At 62.3% G+C, this 15,779-nt stretch carries 13 protein-coding genes and 2 pseudogenes; 9 read left to right on the top strand and 6 right to left on the bottom strand.

Annotated features, from left to right (window positions below; translation table 11 throughout):
• Positions 1-128 precede the first annotated feature (128 nt).
• The 7 genes and pseudogenes from PHF15_RS15810 (at position 129) to PHF15_RS15780 (ending at position 6,744) form a co-directional block, all read left to right on the top strand.
• Positions 129-590, top strand: coding sequence for a biopolymer transporter ExbD (locus PHF15_RS15810; RefSeq protein ID WP_300122647.1), 462 nt, complete (start codon positions 129-131; stop codon positions 588-590).
• A 52-nt stretch (positions 591-642) separates the two neighbouring features.
• Positions 643-3,417, top strand: coding sequence for a leucine--tRNA ligase (gene leuS, locus PHF15_RS15805; protein ID WP_300122645.1), 2,775 nt, complete (start codon positions 643-645; stop codon positions 3,415-3,417).
• 30 nt (positions 3,418-3,447) lie between these two features.
• Positions 3,448-3,969, top strand: a complete 522-nt coding sequence (gene lptE / locus PHF15_RS15800) for an LPS assembly lipoprotein LptE (RefSeq protein WP_300122642.1) — start codon at positions 3,448-3,450, stop codon at positions 3,967-3,969.
• 9 nt (positions 3,970-3,978) lie between these two features.
• Entirely contained in the window at positions 3,979-5,046 is a 1,068-nt protein-coding gene (gene holA, locus PHF15_RS15795; RefSeq protein ID WP_300122640.1) for a DNA polymerase III subunit delta, read from the top strand.
• Positions 5,047-5,137: 91 nt separating this feature from the next.
• A pseudogene (locus PHF15_RS15790) lies at positions 5,138-5,308 on the top strand (PsiF family protein); the annotation flags it as partial.
• Positions 5,309-5,401: 93 nt separating this feature from the next.
• Positions 5,402-6,379, top strand: coding sequence for a glycosyltransferase family 2 protein (locus tag PHF15_RS15785; protein WP_300122638.1), 978 nt, complete (start codon positions 5,402-5,404; stop codon positions 6,377-6,379).
• Positions 6,376-6,744: a GtrA family protein gene (locus PHF15_RS15780; RefSeq protein WP_300122636.1), complete on the top strand. Its 369-nt coding sequence runs from the start codon at positions 6,376-6,378 to the stop codon at positions 6,742-6,744. The genes PHF15_RS15785 and PHF15_RS15780 overlap by 4 nt, the downstream gene beginning before the upstream one ends.
• Here the strand turns inward: PHF15_RS15780 and PHF15_RS15775 are convergent.
• The 5 genes from PHF15_RS15775 to zwf all read right to left on the bottom strand — a co-directional run bounded on the left by PHF15_RS15775 (position 6,673) and on the right by zwf (position 12,385).
• Positions 6,673-8,262 (bottom strand): glycosyltransferase family 39 protein, encoded by a 1,590-nt coding sequence (locus PHF15_RS15775; protein WP_300122634.1) that lies wholly within the window; start codon positions 8,260-8,262, stop codon positions 6,673-6,675. The two genes, PHF15_RS15780 and PHF15_RS15775, sit on opposite strands and share 72 nt — an antisense overlap.
• A complete protein-coding gene (locus PHF15_RS15770) occupies positions 8,255-9,109 on the bottom strand; it encodes a ChbG/HpnK family deacetylase (RefSeq protein WP_300122631.1) in 855 nt (284 codons plus the stop codon). The genes PHF15_RS15775 and PHF15_RS15770 overlap by 8 nt, the downstream gene beginning before the upstream one ends.
• Positions 9,102-10,025, bottom strand: a complete 924-nt coding sequence (locus PHF15_RS15765) for a LysR family transcriptional regulator (RefSeq protein ID WP_300122629.1) — start codon at positions 10,023-10,025, stop codon at positions 9,102-9,104. The genes PHF15_RS15770 and PHF15_RS15765 overlap by 8 nt, the downstream gene beginning before the upstream one ends.
• A gap of 63 nt (positions 10,026-10,088) precedes the next feature.
• On the bottom strand, positions 10,089-10,937 hold the full coding sequence (locus tag PHF15_RS15760; protein ID WP_300122628.1) for an SIS domain-containing protein: 849 nt from the start codon (positions 10,935-10,937) through the stop codon (positions 10,089-10,091).
• Positions 10,931-12,385 (bottom strand): glucose-6-phosphate dehydrogenase, encoded by a 1,455-nt coding sequence (gene zwf / locus PHF15_RS15755; RefSeq protein ID WP_300122626.1) that lies wholly within the window; start codon positions 12,383-12,385, stop codon positions 10,931-10,933. Before zwf ends, PHF15_RS15760 begins: the two co-directional genes overlap by 7 nt.
• A 148-nt stretch (positions 12,386-12,533) precedes the next feature.
• Between zwf and PHF15_RS15750 the strand changes: the two genes are divergently transcribed.
• A complete protein-coding gene (locus PHF15_RS15750; protein ID WP_300122623.1) occupies positions 12,534-14,024 on the top strand; it encodes a carboxypeptidase M32 in 1,491 nt (496 codons plus the stop codon).
• Here the strand turns inward: PHF15_RS15750 and PHF15_RS15745 are convergent.
• The gene (locus PHF15_RS15745; RefSeq protein WP_300122621.1) at positions 14,009-15,340 is read right to left on the bottom strand and encodes an MFS transporter; all 1,332 of its coding nucleotides are present in this window, start codon (positions 15,338-15,340) and stop codon (positions 14,009-14,011) included. The two genes, PHF15_RS15750 and PHF15_RS15745, sit on opposite strands and share 16 nt — an antisense overlap.
• 239 nt (positions 15,341-15,579) lie before the next feature.
• On the opposite strand from PHF15_RS15745, the pseudogene PHF15_RS15740 reads away from it, so the two are divergent.
• Positions 15,580-15,779, top strand: a pseudogene (locus PHF15_RS15740) (MotA/TolQ/ExbB proton channel family protein); the annotation flags it as partial.

Raw genomic sequence — 15,779 nt, 5'->3', positions numbered from 1 at the left:
ATTCCTGCGGTGCTGGCCTACAACGTGCTGGGCCGTGCCGTGGCGCGGCTGGAGGCCGAGCTCGAAGGTTTTGCGCGCGACCTGCGCGAACTCTGCAGCACCGGCGTGCTTGGGCGCTAAGGCCAGTCATGTCGTTTGGCCGTTTGGACCGTTCCATGGGTTCTCAGCCCATGAGCGACATCAACATGACCCCGCTGATCGACGTGATGCTGGTGTTGGTGGTGATCTTCATCATCACCGCGCCCTTGCTGGCCAGTTCCATCAAACTTGATTTGCCCACCACCGATGCAGCGACGGCCGGTGACGCACCCAAGTCAGTCACCGTGGTGATGGATGCCGCAGGCCAGATTTACCTGCAAGACCAGGCGCTGCGCGTGGACGATTTGGCACGCCAGCTCACCCTGTCGGCGCAGGCGAATCCGCAGACCGAGGTGCTGCTGCGCGCGGACAAGGCCGTGCTCTACGGCCGCATCGTCGAGGTCATGGGCGCTGCCCAAAAGGCGGGTTTGAACCGGATTGGTTTTGTCGCCGATACCGCCACATTGCCGCCGGAAGAGCCAGCAGCGAAGGCGGCTGCTGCCAAACCCTAAAATCGGTTTTATTTCACGCCACTGCGGCTATACGTCGCTTCTCCAGACCGCCATGCAAGACAAATACCAGCACCTCGACGTAGAACCCGCAGCCCAGGCCCACTGGAGTGCCTTGGACGCATACCGCGTGACCGAGGACGCGCGTGACACGCAGGGCAAGCCCAAAAAGAAGTTCTATGCCTGCTCAATGCTGCCCTACCCCAGCGGCAAGCTGCACATGGGACACGTGCGCAACTACACCATCAACGACATGCTCACGCGCCAATTGCGCATGCAGGGCTACAACGTACTGATGCCGATGGGCTGGGATGCCTTCGGCCTGCCGGCTGAAAACGCCGCGCTCAAAAATGGTGTGCCGCCTGCCCAGTGGACGTTCGAGAACATTGCGTACATGAAGCAGCAGATGCAGGCCATGGGGCTGGCCATCGACTGGAGCCGTGAGGTCGCCACTTGCACACCCGAGTACTACAAATGGAACCAGTGGCTGTTTTTGAAAATGCTTGAAAAAGGCATTGCTTACCGCAAGACCCAGGTCGTCAACTGGGACCCGATCGACATGACCGTGCTGGCCAACGAGCAGGTGATCGACGGCAAGGGCTGGCGCACCGGTGCTGTGGTGGAAAAGCGCGAAATTCCGGGCTACTACCTGGCCATTACCCAGTACGCCGAAGAACTGCTGGCCAACGTGATCGGCGACAAGATGCCGGGCTGGCCAGAGCGCGTCAAGCTGATGCAGGAAAACTGGATCGGCAAGAGCGAGGGCGTGCGCTTTGCTTTCCCCCATGACATCAGGGTGGCCGACGGCACGCTGATTGGCGACGGCAAGATGTACGTCTTCACCACGCGGGTCGACACCATCATGGGCGTCACGTTTTGCGCCGTGGCGGCCGAGCATCCACTGGCCTTGCTCGCCGCGGCCACCAACCCGGCGCTCGCAGCTTTTATTCAGGAATGCGCCCACGGCGGCACCACCGAGGCCGAGCTCGCCACGCAAGAGAAAAAGGGCCTTGCCACGGGCCTGTTCGTCACGCACCCTTTGAGCGGTGAACCGGTCGAAGTGTGGGTCGGCAACTACGTGCTGATGAGTTATGGCGACGGCGCCGTGATGGGCGTGCCCGCGCATGACGAGCGCGACTTTGCCTTTGCAAACAAATATGGCATTGCAATTAAACAGGTCGTTTCCAGCCCCGTGCTTGACGGCAATCTCGATGCTGAATTTTTGTCTACAAAAGGCGAGCGACTTTCACCGTTATCCAATGAACGGCTATCTCCGTTTTCGGCAAATCACTGGCATGACTGGTATGCCGAAAAAGGCGCGGGGATTGCCATCAACTCCGGCAAATACGATGGCCTGAATTTCAAGGCCTGCGTCGAAGCCGTGGCGGCTGATCTGGCGGCGCTGGGGCTGGGCGAAAAGAAAATCACCTGGCGCCTGCGCGACTGGGGCGTGAGCCGCCAGCGCTACTGGGGCACGCCGATCCCGATCATCCATTGCGACGAGCACGGCGCCGTGCCGGTGCCCGAGCAAGACCTGCCGGTGGTGCTGCCGGTTGACCTGGTGCCGGACGGCTCCGGCAACCCGCTCAACAAATGCGAGGCCTTTCACGCCGGTGTCACGTGCCCCATCTGCGGCAAGGCGGCGCGGCGCGAGACCGACACCATGGACACGTTCGTGGACAGCTCGTGGTACTTCATGCGCTACTGTGACCCGGCCAACAGCGACAAGATGGTGGCCGAGGGTGCCGACTACTGGATGCCGATGGACCAGTACATCGGCGGCATCGAGCACGCCATCCTGCACTTGCTGTACGCGCGTTTCTGGACCAAGGTGATGCGCGACCTGGGGCTTGTCAAGGTGGACGAGCCCTTTACCAAGCTGCTGACTCAGGGCATGGTGCTCAACCATATCTATTCACGCCGCACTGAAAAAGGTGGCAAGGACTACTTCTGGCCGGCTGATGTGGAGCATGTGTTCGACGAGACCGGCAAGGTGATCGGCGCCCGACTCAAGAGCGCGGTCGGCGACCTGCCGGTGGGTACGCCCATCGACTACGAGGGCATCGGCACCATGTCCAAGTCCAAAAACAATGGCGTCGATCCGCAGGACCTGATTGAAAAATACGGGGCTGACACGGCGCGTCTGTACACCATGTTCACCGCCCCGCCCGAGGCTACGCTGGAGTGGAACGACGCTGCGGTGGAAGGCAGCTACCGCTTCCTGCGCCGGGTGTGGAACTTTGGCGTCAAACTGGCTGCAACGGATGCGCAAACGGTTCACACCGCGATGGCAACAGCTGCCAGCCTGCAAGCGCTTGAATTCGGCAAGGAAGCCAAAGCCCTGCGACTGGAAATCCACACTGTGCTCAAGCAGGTCGATTACGACTACCAGCGCATGCAGTACAACACTGTGGTCAGCGGCGCCATGAAGATGATCAATGCGCTGGAGGACTTCAAGGCACCGGATGCTGTGGGTGCGCCGGTGGCGCTGGTCGAGGGTTTCGGCATTCTGCTGCGCTGCCTGTACCCGGCCACGCCGCACATCACGCACACGCTGTGGCGTGAGCTCGGCTACGCCGGGCAACTTGGTGACCTGCTCGACGCGCCCTGGCCTCAGGTCGATCCGAGCGCCCTGGTGCAGGACGAAATCGAACTGATGCTGCAGGTCAACGGCAAGCTGCGTGGCTCGATCGTGGTCAGCGCCGGCGCCGACAAGGCCGCCATCGAGCAGGCCGCCATCGGCCATGAGATGTTCCAGAAACTCAGCCAGGGTGCGGCACCCAAAAAGGTGATCGTGGTGCCGGGCCGTTTGGTGAACCTGGTGGTCTGAGCCATGGCACCATACGTAACAAGGTTTGCTTTGACAGGCACTTCCCGGCGCGCTGTGCTTGCGTTCGCGGCGACATCAGCTGCCAGCGCTGGGCTGAGCGGTTGTGGCTTTCGGCTGCGCGGCAGCCAGGCCTTTTCTTTTCAAAGGATTGCCATCCTGCCCAACCCCGGCGGTGCCGTGGCGCGGGAATTGCGCAGCTCCTTTGGCGCTGGTGTTCGGGTGCTCGCCGCAGACGATGAACTTAAATCCACGCAACTGGTGTTGACGCTGACCGATGAACAGCGCGAAAAGAGCGTGGTCGGCGTCAACGTCTCGGGCCAGGTGCGCGAATTCCAGTTACGCCTGCGCGTGCGCCTGAGCCTGCGCACCGCGCAGGGCAAGGCGATCAGTGTGGACGATGAGATCGTTCAGCGGCGCGACATCAGCTACAACGAATCTGCCGCGCTGGCCAAGGAAGCTGAAGAAGTCCTGCTTTACCGCGACATGCAGACCGATATCGTGCAGCAAATCCTGCGCCGTCTGGCGGCCGTTCAGCCGGCCCAACTGGACTGACGCCGTCCCATGCAAATCCAGCCCGCAGCCCTGGCCGCGCACCTGCAAAAAGGTCTGAAAAGCCTTTACACGCTGCACGGTGACGAGCCGCTGCTGATCCAGGAGGCGCTCGATGGCATTCGCGCCGCGGCACACGCCCAGGGTTTTACCGAACGCAGTTCGCACACTGTGTCCGGTGCCCACTTCGACTGGGGCGAAGTGCTCGCCGCCGGTGGGTCGCTGAGCCTGTTTGCCGACAAGCAAATGCTTGAGTTGCGCATCCCGTCGGGCAAGCCCGGCAAGGAAGGCAGCACGGCGCTGCAGCAGTTGGCCGAGCAGGCGCGCGGTAACGACAGCGTGTTGACGCTGGTGATCCTGCCGCGGCTGGACCGCATGACCAAATCCAGCGCCTGGTTTGCCGCGCTGGAGGGCGGCGTCACGCTTGAGGTGAGTCCGGTAGAGCGGGCCGCCCTGCCGCAGTGGATCGCCCAGCGCCTGGCCGCGCAGGGCCAGCGCGTGGTGGCAGGCGTGGAGGGCCAGCGCACGTTGCAGTTTTTTGCCGACCTGGTCGAGGGCAATTTGCTGGCCGCGCACCAGGAAATCCAGAAGCTCGCCTTGTTGCACCCGCCTGGCGAGTTGAGCTTTGGGCAGATCGAGAGCGCGGTGCTCAACGTGGCGCGTTATGACGTGTTCAAGTTGACTGAAGCGGTGCTCGCGGGCCAGCCCGAGCGGGTCCAGCGCATGATCGATGGCCTGCGGGCCGAGGGCGAAGCCGAGGTGCTGGTGCATTTCGCGCTGAGTGAGGACATTCGCGCGCTCAAGCGCGTCAAGGATGCCATCCAGCGGGGCAGTCCCCTACCCGTGGCCTTGCGAGAGCAGCGCGTCTGGGGTGACAAGGAGCGCCTGTTCGAGCGCTTGCTGCCGCGCCTCAGTGCTGCCACGCTGGCGGGTTTTCTGCAGGATGCCCACCTCGTTGACGGCGTGGTCAAGGGGCTCAAACGGCCCGATTGGCCCGCCGAGCCTTGGCAGGCATTGCAACTCCTGGCGCTGCGCTTGTGCAGTGCCTGTGCAACCGGGAAGCCAATCTTGCAGGTTTGATCGGGCGGGTCAGTCCGCGGCTCAGCCCGGAGTCAACCACGGAGTGCCATGATGGGCTGTGAACTGGAGCCCCAGACGGGTATATTTGTTCATTCTTTTAAAAGGGACCCCGGCCAAGGCGGCGAGCGCTGCGACCTCGGCAACATCCGCCGTCCCGGTCGCAAAAACCACCCAGCAAAACAAAATGAAGACCTGCAACAAGGATGCGGGCGACAAAAAGCTCAAGGGCGACGAACGCAAAGCTTTCGTGAAAACCTGCCTGAGGAAGAAAGGCTGAGTCAAATACTCACAAAAAAACTGCAAAAAACCCCACCAGTGGTGCTGCGCGGGGTTTTCTTTTGGCATGATGCAGGCTATGTCAACACGCCAGACCCTGACGCCTTCCATTTCCTGTGTGATTCCTGCTTACAACGAGGCTCGCAGCCTGGGCGCGCTAGTGCCAGCCATTCTGACAGCGCTGGCCCGATTGAGCCCGCAAGTCGAGGTGATCATTGTGGATGACGGCAGCCGTGACGACACCGCTGCAGTCATGCACACGCTGTGCGCGCAGTTCCCGCAGCTGATGTACCTCAAGCTGTCGCGCAACTTTGGCAAGGAACCGGCCTTGACCGCCGGCATCGACGCCGCGCAGGGCGACGTGGTGATTTTGATGGACGGCGACGGCCAGCACCCGGTTTCGCTGTTGCCCGACATGCTGGCCAAGTGGCGTGCTGGCGCTGATGTAGTGTATGCCGTGCGCCAGACCCGGAGCGACCAGTCGGGCTTGCAGATCAGGCTGACCGCCTGGTTTTACAAACTGGTCAACCTGGGCAACCGGGTGCAGATTCCGGCCAACGCCGGTGATTTCCGTCTGATGGATAGGCAGGTGGTCGATGCCCTGAGACGGCTGACCGAGCGCAATCGCTTCATGAAGGGACTGTATGCCTGGGTCGGATTCAACAGCACGGCCATCGATTACCAGCCCCTGCCGCGTGCCGACGGCAGAAGCAATTTTGGCTTGATGGGTTCCCTGTCGCTGGCGTTGACTGGCATTCTGGCGTTTTCTATTGCGCCGCTGCGGGCCTTGACCCTCACCGGCCTCATGCTTTCAGTGGTCGCCTTGGGGTATGGCCTCTGGGTGGTGGGTGAGTATTTTGTTCTGGGGATCGACGTGCCCGGCTATGCCACCATTGTGGTCGGCATGATGTTTTTCAGCGGCATTCAGCTGCTTTCGATCGGCATTCTGGCCGAGTACGTGGGCCGCATCTACGAAGAAGTCAAGCAGCGCCCCAACTACCTGGTGAGTCAGCGTCTGGGCCAAGGGCTACCGCTACAGTTGCCGGATCAGGCGTGAGCGCTTCCACTTTCTGGTTTCTGGTGGTCGGCGGCGCGGCTGCGGCGACCCACATGACCACATTCGCGCTGGCCCAGGCACACATGTGGCCCGAAATGGCCAACGCGCTCGGGTTTGTGATTGCCTTTGGCGTCAGCTTCGCCGGGCACCGACTGCTCAGTTTCAAGGATGCCGGTACCAGCGTGTCCACCAGCCTGCGCCGCTTCGGCATTACTGCGCTGGCCGGCTTTGCCAGCAATGAAATTGTCTTTGTCGTGCTGCTGCGTGGTCTGGCGCTGCCGAGCCTGCTGGCGCTATTTTTGGCGCTGGTCTTTGCAGCTGGGCAAACCTTTGTGCTCAGCCGTTTCTGGGCTTTTCGCCGCTGAAGACGCAGCGCTGCCACCCGAGCGGAACAAGTCCCAGCCGCCACCTTGGTAATACAGCGTCCAGCCCGGCAATTGGGCCGTCAGCTGGCTGCCTTTACGCCCGGCATACCAGTGGCCCGGAGTCTGCGCCACCTGTGCCAGCACCTCCAGCGGCTGCAGCAGTTGCGCCGCCTCGGCATCGAAGTCCGCACCTTCGAAAAGTTCGCGCTGCCAGCCGTCACCGGCCCGCTGGCGCAGCGCGGGCCAGTCACCCAGCACCACCATTGGCTTGACGGTTTGCGCGTACAGTGGCAGATCGTAGGGGAAGCGCTCGGACACGTACAAGGTGTCGCCGGGCGCGGCGGCGCAGGCAAACACTTGCGCCAAGTCCTGCGCACGGCCACTGCGAGTCAGGTCGCCCACCTTCAGCACCAGGCCCAGCGCGATGCCCAGGTTGACCAGGATCAGCGCCACGAAGACCTTGCCGGCCGAGGCACGCCGCGCCATCACGCGCTGCCAGCCGAGCGCTGCCAACAGCGCCAGCGGCGGCAACACCGGCATGATGTAGCCGACCAGTTTGGAGCTGGGGATGGAGAAAAACAGCACAATGGCCAGCACCCAGGCCCAGCACAATTTCCACCAGGGCTCGGTGATCACGAGGGCGCTGGTCAGTGTCGTGGCCGTGACTCGGCGCACTTGGCCAAAGGCAAAAAACAGCCAGGGAAACAGCAGCAGCAACAGCGCCACCAGGTAAAACCACCATGGTTGCGGGTTGTTGAAGACCTTCCCGGTATAGCGGTTGAGTTGCTGGCCGATGAACATGTAATTCAGAAAGTCGGGGTAACGCTGTTGTGCCAGCACATACCAGGGCGCCGCGATGAGGGCAAACAGCGCCAGGCCGCTGAGCCAGGGAAAGTGCACGACTTTCCTGAATTGCCGGGTCCAGATCAGCCAGACAAAAATCACCAGGCCGGGCAGGGCGATGCCGATCAACCCCTTGCTCAGCATGCCCATGGCGCAGGCCACAAAACCGAGCCGCGCCAGCCAGGCGTTGGGCTTGTCGCCGGCCATGAAGGCAAAGGCAAAACACCAGATGGCCAAGCCGATCCAACTGGCCACCAGCATGTCGTGGTTGATGTACTGGCCGCCCACCAGAAAGCCCATGCTGGTGCCCAGCATCAGCGCGGCGCGGCGCGCGATCAGTTCGCCGCTGATGTTGCGTGCGGCCAGGTACAGCGCCGTCAGCATCAGCCCGGCGTGCAGCGCGGGAATCAGTCGCAGGGCCAGCTCGCTGACACCAAAGGCGGCCACGCTGATGGCCTCCAGCCAGTATAGGTAGGGCGGCTTGTGAAAGAATGGAACGCCGTTGAGGCGCGGCGTCAGCCAGTCGCCGCTGACGAGCATCCAGCGTCCAAGTTCGCCATAACGTCCCTCGTCGGGCACCGCAATCGGCCGCAACGCCGCCAGCGCCAGCAGCGCCAGCCATAAAGCGAGAAGGGTGAGCCAGGATTTTTGTCGTTCAGAAAGGTTTTTAATCACCTGCTGATTTTAGCGATGGGGTTGCCGCGTGGCCGCGCACTACAGTCACCCCGGCCAGTTGCAGGGCATGAGCAAAGTCGGTACTGGCCAAGTAGGAAAATTCCTGCAAGCGGGCCATGCCGATCGCGTCCTCTGGCTCGGCCGCCTGCGCCGGGTGACACATCAGAATACATCCGGGCGTTGCGCGCTGCAGCCAGCGCTTCATCAGGGCGGCGTAGCGTGGCGGCCCACCCGCAAAGTCGTAAACACCCAAAAGGTCCTTGGTATGCGGCAGCTGCGCCTCGACGGCAATTTTCTCGAGCGCACTCGCGCCCATCCAGCCAATCACCCGGCTTTTCAGGTCGGCCAATGCCGATGGCAAGCGTGAAATGCGCAGGTAGGGTGGGGCGGCCTGCATGCCGTAGCGGCGCACCAGCGTGGCGACCAGAGCCTCACGGATGCCGGCGAACTGCTGCACATGCTGATGGCCATCGACAAAATCCGGCGGCGCTTGCCAGTGCGATTCGAACGCATCGAGCTGGTGCTCGATCACGGCAGCGGCGCGGGCGCGATCGAAGCCGCCCAGCAACGCGGAGCGCATGGCAGCTCCCAGCGGCAGGCCGTGACCTGCGGCCACGGCAAAGTTGCTGGTCCAGTCCAGGTGCAGGCCCACGTCAAGTTGGCCGCGCAGGTCCTGCAACAACGCCGCATCCTGGTGCCAGCGCGGTGACAGCACCATGGCGCTGGTGGCGCTGATACGTTTCATGCGGGCCAGTTTGGCGATGCCCATCGAGGCGCTGGCGTGAATGGCAAAATCATCGGCGCAGACGATCACGCCCGTGGCGCGGGCCGGCCCAGAATCAATCATGCGATAGCCAGAAGCCCGGGCGGGCATATTGGTCTTTCAGGTAGTCCACCCACAAGCGCACGCGCAGCGGCAGATGCTTGCGCTGCGGAAACACGGCGTAAATACCATTGGGCGGTGCTGCAAAGTCTTCCAGCACGGCCACCAGCGCGCCAGAAGCAATCTCGGCCTGCACCTCCCAAGTGCTGCGCCAAGCAATGCCGTAGCCCGCCAGACACCAGTCGAACAGCACCTCGCCATCCGAGCAGCTCAGCGGTCCGCCGGGCTTGAGGTGACCCACTTCCGCGCCTTCGTTTTGCGGCACGGTAAAGGCCCAGCCACGCGCTTGCGAGGCATCGCTGGACAGCGTCAGACAGTCAAAGCGGGCCAGATCATGCGGGTGCTGCGGCGTGCCGTGGCGTTTCAGATAGCCGGGCGTGGCCACGCACAGGCGGCGGTTGTCGGCCAAGCGCACGCTCACCAAGCCAGAGTCGGGCATTTCGCCCACGCGAACGGCGCAGTCGAAGCCCTCTGCCGCCAAGTCCACCACGCGGTCGCTGAGGTTGAGGGAAATGGTCACCTCGGGGTGCAACTCGCGAAAGCGCGGCACCAGCGGCGCCACATGGCGGCGGCCAAACCCGGCCGGCGCCGTCAGGCTCAATTGGCCGCTGGCCTTCACGCCGCCGGCCGACACGCTTGCTTCGGCGTTGGCCAGATCGCTGAGCAGGCGCTGGCAGTCTTCCAGAAACGCGCTGCCTTCGTGCGTCAGGCTCACGCGCCGCGTGGTGCGCACCAACAGCTTGACACCTAGCCGGTCTTCAAGCGCATCGAGGCGCCGGCCGATGATGGCCGCCGCCACGCCCTCGGCCTTGGCGGCCGCCGTCAGGCCACCGCGCGCGGCCACCGCGACAAAAGTTTCGAGTTGTTTGAGTTTGCTCATGGTTTGGGCGCCAGCGCACTCGTCCGGCAGCAAAAGCGCATGTTAACAACGCTGTCAGGGCGTTCAGGCGTAGCGCTTGCTGCGCAAATTGTTCTTCATGTCGCGCAACAGCGGCTGCAACTTGTCGCTGCCGATGCGCAGCGCCACGCAGGTGGCCAGGATGTCGATGATCATCAGGTGCAGCAGGCGCGACACCATCGGGCTGTAGCGATCAAAACCCTCCGGGTGGTCGGCCGCCACATGAATGTCGCCCGCCGCGGCCAGCGGCGAGCCGCTGGCGGTGATGACGATGGTGGTGGCGCCGTTCTTGCGCGCAATGTCGGTCGAATCCATCAGGTCGCGGGTGCGCCCCGAGTTGCTGATCACCAGCACACAGTCGCCGGGCTGCAAGAGTGACGCACTCATCACCTGCATATGGCCGTCGCTGTAGGCCACGCCGTTGATGCCGAGGCGAAAGAATTTATGCTGCGCGTCCTGCGCCACCACACCCGAGTTGCCGACGCCGAAAAATTCGATGCGGCGCCCCGACTGGTAGGCCTTGAGCAAGGCATCGACGGCCTTGTCGATGGCGCTGGAACTGGCATCGTTGCGGTATTTCAGAAAGGCCGCCACCGTGTTGTCGATCACCTTGACCATGATGTCGCTGGTTTTGTCATCGGCATCGACGCTGCGGTGGATAAAGGGCACCCCCTCGCTGACGCTGCCGGCCAGTTTGAGCTTGAAGTCGCTCAGGCCGTCGTAGCCCACGCTGCGGCAAAAGCGCACCACGGTCGGTTTGCTCACATGGGCGCGGTCGGCCAGTTCGCTCACCGGCATCAGGGCAAAGCTGCGCGGGTCGCTCAGCACCAGCTTGGCCACGCGCTGCTCGGCGGGCGCCAGCGAGGGCAGACAGGCTTTGATGCGGTCTAGCATTCTTCGCTCCAGCAGTAGCCGTCGCGGGCGATCATGGCGCTGGTGGCGCTCGGGCCCCAGGTGCCTGATGCATAGGGGCGCGGACCCTGGACGTCGGTCTGCCAGTGCGTCAGGATGGGCTCGACCCAGCGCCAGGCTTCTTCTTGCTCGTCGCTGCGCACAAACAGGTTCAGGCGGCCGTCGATCACGTCCAGCAGCAGCCGCTCGTAAGCGCCCACACGTTCTTTGCCAAAGCGCTTGTCGAAGTCCAGGTCCAGTTGCACCGGTGACAGCGTGTGCGAATTCTTGCGGTTGTCCTGGCCCTGCGCCAACAAGTGCAGCTCCAGCCCGTCCCTGGGTTGCAGGTTGATCACCAGCCGGTTGGCCATACCGATTTGCGAGTTGAAAATGGCGTGCGGGGTCGGTCTGAAGTTGACCACGATGCGCGCATCGCGCCCGGCCAGGCGCTTGCCGGTGCGAATGTAAAACGGCACGCCAGCCCAGCGCCAATTCGAGATTTCAGTGCGCAATGCGACGAAGGTTTCAGTCTGGCTGGTGGAGCTCACGCCCAGCTCGTCGCTGTAGGCCACCACCGCCGCGCCGCCAATGGCACCGGCGCCGTACTGGCCGCGAATCACGTCTTGCGCCAGGGTCTCGGGTGTCCAGGGTTTGAGCGAGCGCAGTACCTTGAGCTTTTCGTCGCGGATGGCATCGGCGTGCGAGTTGATCGGTGGCTCCATGCCAATCGCGCACAGCAGTTGCAGCGCGTGGTTTTGCACCATGTCGCGCAGCGCGCCGGTGGTCTCGTAAAACGCGCCGCGCTTTTCCACGCCCAGTTCTTCGGCAATGGTGATCTGGATATTGGCAATGTGCTCGCGCCGCCACAGCGGCTCGAACAGCGAATTGCCAAAGCGCAGCGCAAACAGGTTTTGCACCGCGGGTTTGCCTAGGTAATGGTCAATGCGGAACACCTGCTTTTCGCTGAACACCTGGCCCACGCTGTGGTTGATGGCGCGGTTGCTGGCGAGGTCGTGGCCCAGCGGCTTTTCCAGCACCACGCGGGTTTGCGGCGTGTTCAGCCCGGTGGCGGCGAGTTGTTCGACGATAGTGGTGAACAGCGTGGGCGCGGTGGCCAGGTACATCACCACGGTGTCGGCCGGGCGCTGGGCCAGCTTGTCACGCAGGTAGGCGTAGTGCGCGGGCTTGGAAAGGTCCATGCTGACGAATTCCAGCAGGCTGGAAAAGCGCTCAAATTCTTCCGGGCTGGGCCGCTTGGCCAACTCCACCTGGTCGAAGCGGGCCTGGATCATGGCGCGGTAATGCGCATCACTCAGGTCGTCACGGCCCACGCCGATGATGCGTGCCCCGTCGGGCAGGGTGCCGTGTTTGAAGGCTTGAAACAGCGCGGGCATCAGTTTGCGCCACGATAGGTCGCCGGTGCCGCCGAAGAGAACGAGGTCAAAGCTCATGTGAAAGAAGCAACAAAAATGCAATGAAATGGGATGAGCCGGTAATGTAACTTAGTTTCATAACTTTCTGGATATTTGGTAACTTCCGAATTGGTTGACATTGAACACTGGAGTATTCTCCAAAGATCAGTTTTCAAGAAAGATCGCCATGACCGAAACAGCTACCCAGGATTTGGAAATCACCTTTACCCGCCTCTACCGTTACGCGCACCTGGCCTCTATCGCGGGCTGGGACCAGGCGGCCATGATGCCGCCCAAAAGCAACGAGGCGCGCGCCAAGGCGCTGGCAGAACTGCAGGTATTGATGCACCAGACGCTGACCTGCACCGAACTGGCCGAGCAGTTTCAGGCGCTCGATGGTGTGCTGCTGGATGACGATGCGCAAGCGTCGGTGAGGGAAATGCGGCGCCATTGGCAACAGGCCAAGCTGCTGCCCACGCGACTGGTGGAAGCCCAAAGCCTGGCCCAGTCACGCTGCGAGCATGCCTGGCGCAGGCAACGCAAAGAAAACGACTGGCAGGGATTCCTGGGGAATTTTCGTGAGGTCGTGGACCTGGCGCGTGAAGAGGGCAAGTTGCTGGCCGAGGTCACCGGCAGCACCGCTTACGATGCTCTGATGGATAAATATGAGCCCGGCATGCGCTCAAGTGACATCGACCGCATTTTTGGCGATATCAAAAGCTGGCTGCCAGAGCTGATTCGCAAGACCATGGCCAAACAGGCCACTGACACCGTGATCAAGCCGCAAGGGCAGTTTCCTGTGGATCAACAACGCGCGCTCGGCGTCGAGATCATGACGCTGCTTCAATTCGACTTCGACGCCGGTCGGCTCGATGTGTCCGCGCATCCGTTTTGTGGCGGTGTGGCCGAAGACGTGCGCATCACCACGCGCTACAACGAGGACGACTTTTTGCGCAGCCTGATGGGCATTGTTCACGAAACCGGCCACGCCCGCTATGAGCAAAACCTGCCGCGTGAACAGGTGCACTTGCCGGTGGGGCAGGCGCGCTCCATGGGCATTCATGAAAGCCAGAGCTTGTCATTTGAAATGCAACTGGGCCGCAACCCGCAATTTCTGGCGCTGATTGCACCGCTGGTGCAAAAGCACCTGGGCCAGCAGAGTGCTCTCAATGCCGACAACCTGGCCGCCTTGTTCACCCGCGTGCAGCCAGGTTTCATCCGGGTCGACGCCGACGAGCTGACGTATCCGGCGCATGTGATCCTGCGCTATGAGATCGAGCGCACCCTGATGGACGGCGAGATCGCGGCCGAGGACATCCCCGCGTTGTGGGATGAAAAGATGATGGCTTATCTGGGGGTGGACACCCGCGGCAATTTTCAAAATGGCTGCATGCAGGATATCCATTGGCCGGGCGGCAGCTTTGGCTACTTCCCGAGCTACACGCTGGGTGCGATGAACGCCGCGCAATTCTTCGCCAAGATTCGCAGCGGGCAGCCCGATCTGGACGCCCAGGTGTCGGCGGGCAATCTGTCACCCGTCTTCACTTGGCTCGGGCAGCATATCTGGTGTCAGGCGAGCCGTTGGGACACTTCCGAGCTGATGCTGCGCGCCACCGGCGAGCCGCTCAACCCGGCCCACTTTCGTCGCCATCTGGAGCGGCGCTATCTGGCCGCCTGAAGCCCGGCCGGAACGGCAACAGCCTGGGGCAAGACGCGCACATAGCGAATCACCGGATGGCGCCATGCCCAGGCGGCGAGCAGCAGCGCGCCGATACCGCCCAACGCCAGCGCATAGCGCAAGCCCAGGTGCTCGCCAAGGTAACCACCCAAAAGCGCCCCTGGTCCGGCGGGAATCAGAATCAGCCAGCGCATGGTGCTGGTCATGCGCCCGAGCAAGGGCTCCGGTGTGACCGCTTGCCGCAGCGCCAGGAAGTTGATGAAAATCAGCACCGCGCCTGCGCTGAAACACAGCAGCATGAGCACAAACGAAGCCACGCCCCAGGCATTGGCCGGTGCCAGCGCCAATTGCAGCCAGCCCGTGCCACACACCGCAACGCCAAGCACCAGGCATGGCCCGGGCCCCAGGCGCAGCGAAATGCGATGGCCCAAGGTGCTGGCCAACACAGTGCCTGCGCCCAGACCGACGTAGCACAAACCCACCTGGCGCTCATTCAAGCCGAGTTCACGCGTGGCAAACAATATCTGGACAACGATGGTGCAGTGGTAGCACATTTGCCACAGGCCAACGACCAGCGCCAGCGATATGAGCAACGGCTGGCTGGCGACAAACCGCAGGCCTTCCTTCAGGTCGGACCAGAAATGGGGTTTTGCATTTAGGATACGGTTTTCCACCACTTGCACGCCGCGCAGAATCAGCACGCTCACTACCAGCAAAACCGCGTCTGCCAACAAGGCCAGCGGCGCACCGGCCAGCTTGATCAGGACACCGGCAACCCCTGGCCCGGCAACTTCGGCGCCGGACGATGCCAGGGCGTTCTTGGCATGGGCTTCGACCAGACGCTCGCGCGGCACCACTTGGGTCAGCACAATCTGGGCCGCTGTCCCTGCCACGACAAAAATGCAGCCCAGGGTGAACGCCACGCCATACATCCAGGTCATCGTCAGCCAACCCAGGTACCAAGCCAGCGGAACGGTGGCCAGAACCAGCGCGATCAGGCCTTCGCCCATCACGTAAATCGGCAATTTCCGAACCCTGTCGAGCCAGACTCCGGTCGGCAGCGACAGCAAGACAAAGGGGGCAATTTCCATGGCGGTCAGCAGACCCATCTGAAAGGGCGTGGCCTGTAGCATGACCGCAGCCGTCAATGGCAAGGCCAGCATGGTGATCTGGCCGCCAAATGAACTGATCAGGATGGAAGTCCAGAGCCGGCGGTAGGTGGCATTGCGCAACAAGTCATCAGATGCGAGCGCGGGCCAGCGGGACCTCAAGATCAGCCAGAGTCGGTGGGTTGGACTGATGACTTTCGGTTTCATTTTGTCTCGGTTGGGATGACTTTCCTCAGACTGAGAAAAGCTGGCGCGCCATTTTAGCGACGCAAAATCAAACAACGTGTTTGTCATTGGTGCCGCCGCTCTAGGGTTTTCCCCCGGGTTGTCGGTGACTCAGCCGATAATGCCTAATCTATACTTACATTTTAAATTTCTCGGATACTGGCGACCTGATACACGCTCAGTGCATTCAGGCGCCCCCAAATCCCACTTAAGGAAACACAGTGCAAATCAAAGTTAAGCAATTGATGGCGTCCTGCGCCTGTGCCGCAACGCTGGCATTTCCCTTGCTGCCGGGCCTGACGCATGCCCAAACCTCCACGACACCAGCGGCCCAGGCTGCGCCCGGCGCAACCCCAGCTGCCCTGCCCGTCATCACCGACGTGAAGCCGCTGGACGGTGCTGGCGCAGAAGTCAAAAAAGT

Origin of the sequence: Rhodoferax sp. (assembly GCF_028689295.1) — a bacterium.
Lineage (GTDB): Bacteria > Pseudomonadota > Gammaproteobacteria > Burkholderiales > Burkholderiaceae_C > Rhodoferax.
This window is presented reverse-complemented; position numbering and strand designations above follow the sequence as displayed.

Excerpts from the sequence above, each read along its gene's own strand:
- PHF15_RS15810 (WP_300122647.1), top strand. The coding sequence starts at position 129 with ATGTCGTTTGGCCGTTTGGACCGTTCCATGGGTTCTCAGCCCATGAGC.
- leuS (WP_300122645.1), top strand. The coding sequence starts at position 643 with ATGCAAGACAAATACCAGCACCTCGACGTAGAACCCGCAGCCCAGGCC.
- holA (WP_300122640.1), top strand. The coding sequence starts at position 3,979 with ATGCAAATCCAGCCCGCAGCCCTGGCCGCGCACCTGCAAAAAGGTCTG.
- PHF15_RS15785 (WP_300122638.1), top strand. The coding sequence starts at position 5,402 with ATGTCAACACGCCAGACCCTGACGCCTTCCATTTCCTGTGTGATTCCT.
- PHF15_RS15770 (WP_300122631.1), bottom strand. The coding sequence starts at position 9,109 with ATGATTGATTCTGGGCCGGCCCGCGCCACGGGCGTGATCGTCTGCGCC.
- PHF15_RS15765 (WP_300122629.1), bottom strand. The coding sequence starts at position 10,025 with ATGAGCAAACTCAAACAACTCGAAACTTTTGTCGCGGTGGCCGCGCGC.
- PHF15_RS15760 (WP_300122628.1), bottom strand. The coding sequence starts at position 10,937 with ATGCTAGACCGCATCAAAGCCTGTCTGCCCTCGCTGGCGCCCGCCGAG.
- zwf (WP_300122626.1), bottom strand. The coding sequence starts at position 12,385 with ATGAGCTTTGACCTCGTTCTCTTCGGCGGCACCGGCGACCTATCGTGG.
- PHF15_RS15750 (WP_300122623.1), top strand. The coding sequence starts at position 12,534 with ATGACCGAAACAGCTACCCAGGATTTGGAAATCACCTTTACCCGCCTC.
- PHF15_RS15745 (WP_300122621.1), bottom strand. The coding sequence starts at position 15,340 with ATGAAACCGAAAGTCATCAGTCCAACCCACCGACTCTGGCTGATCTTG.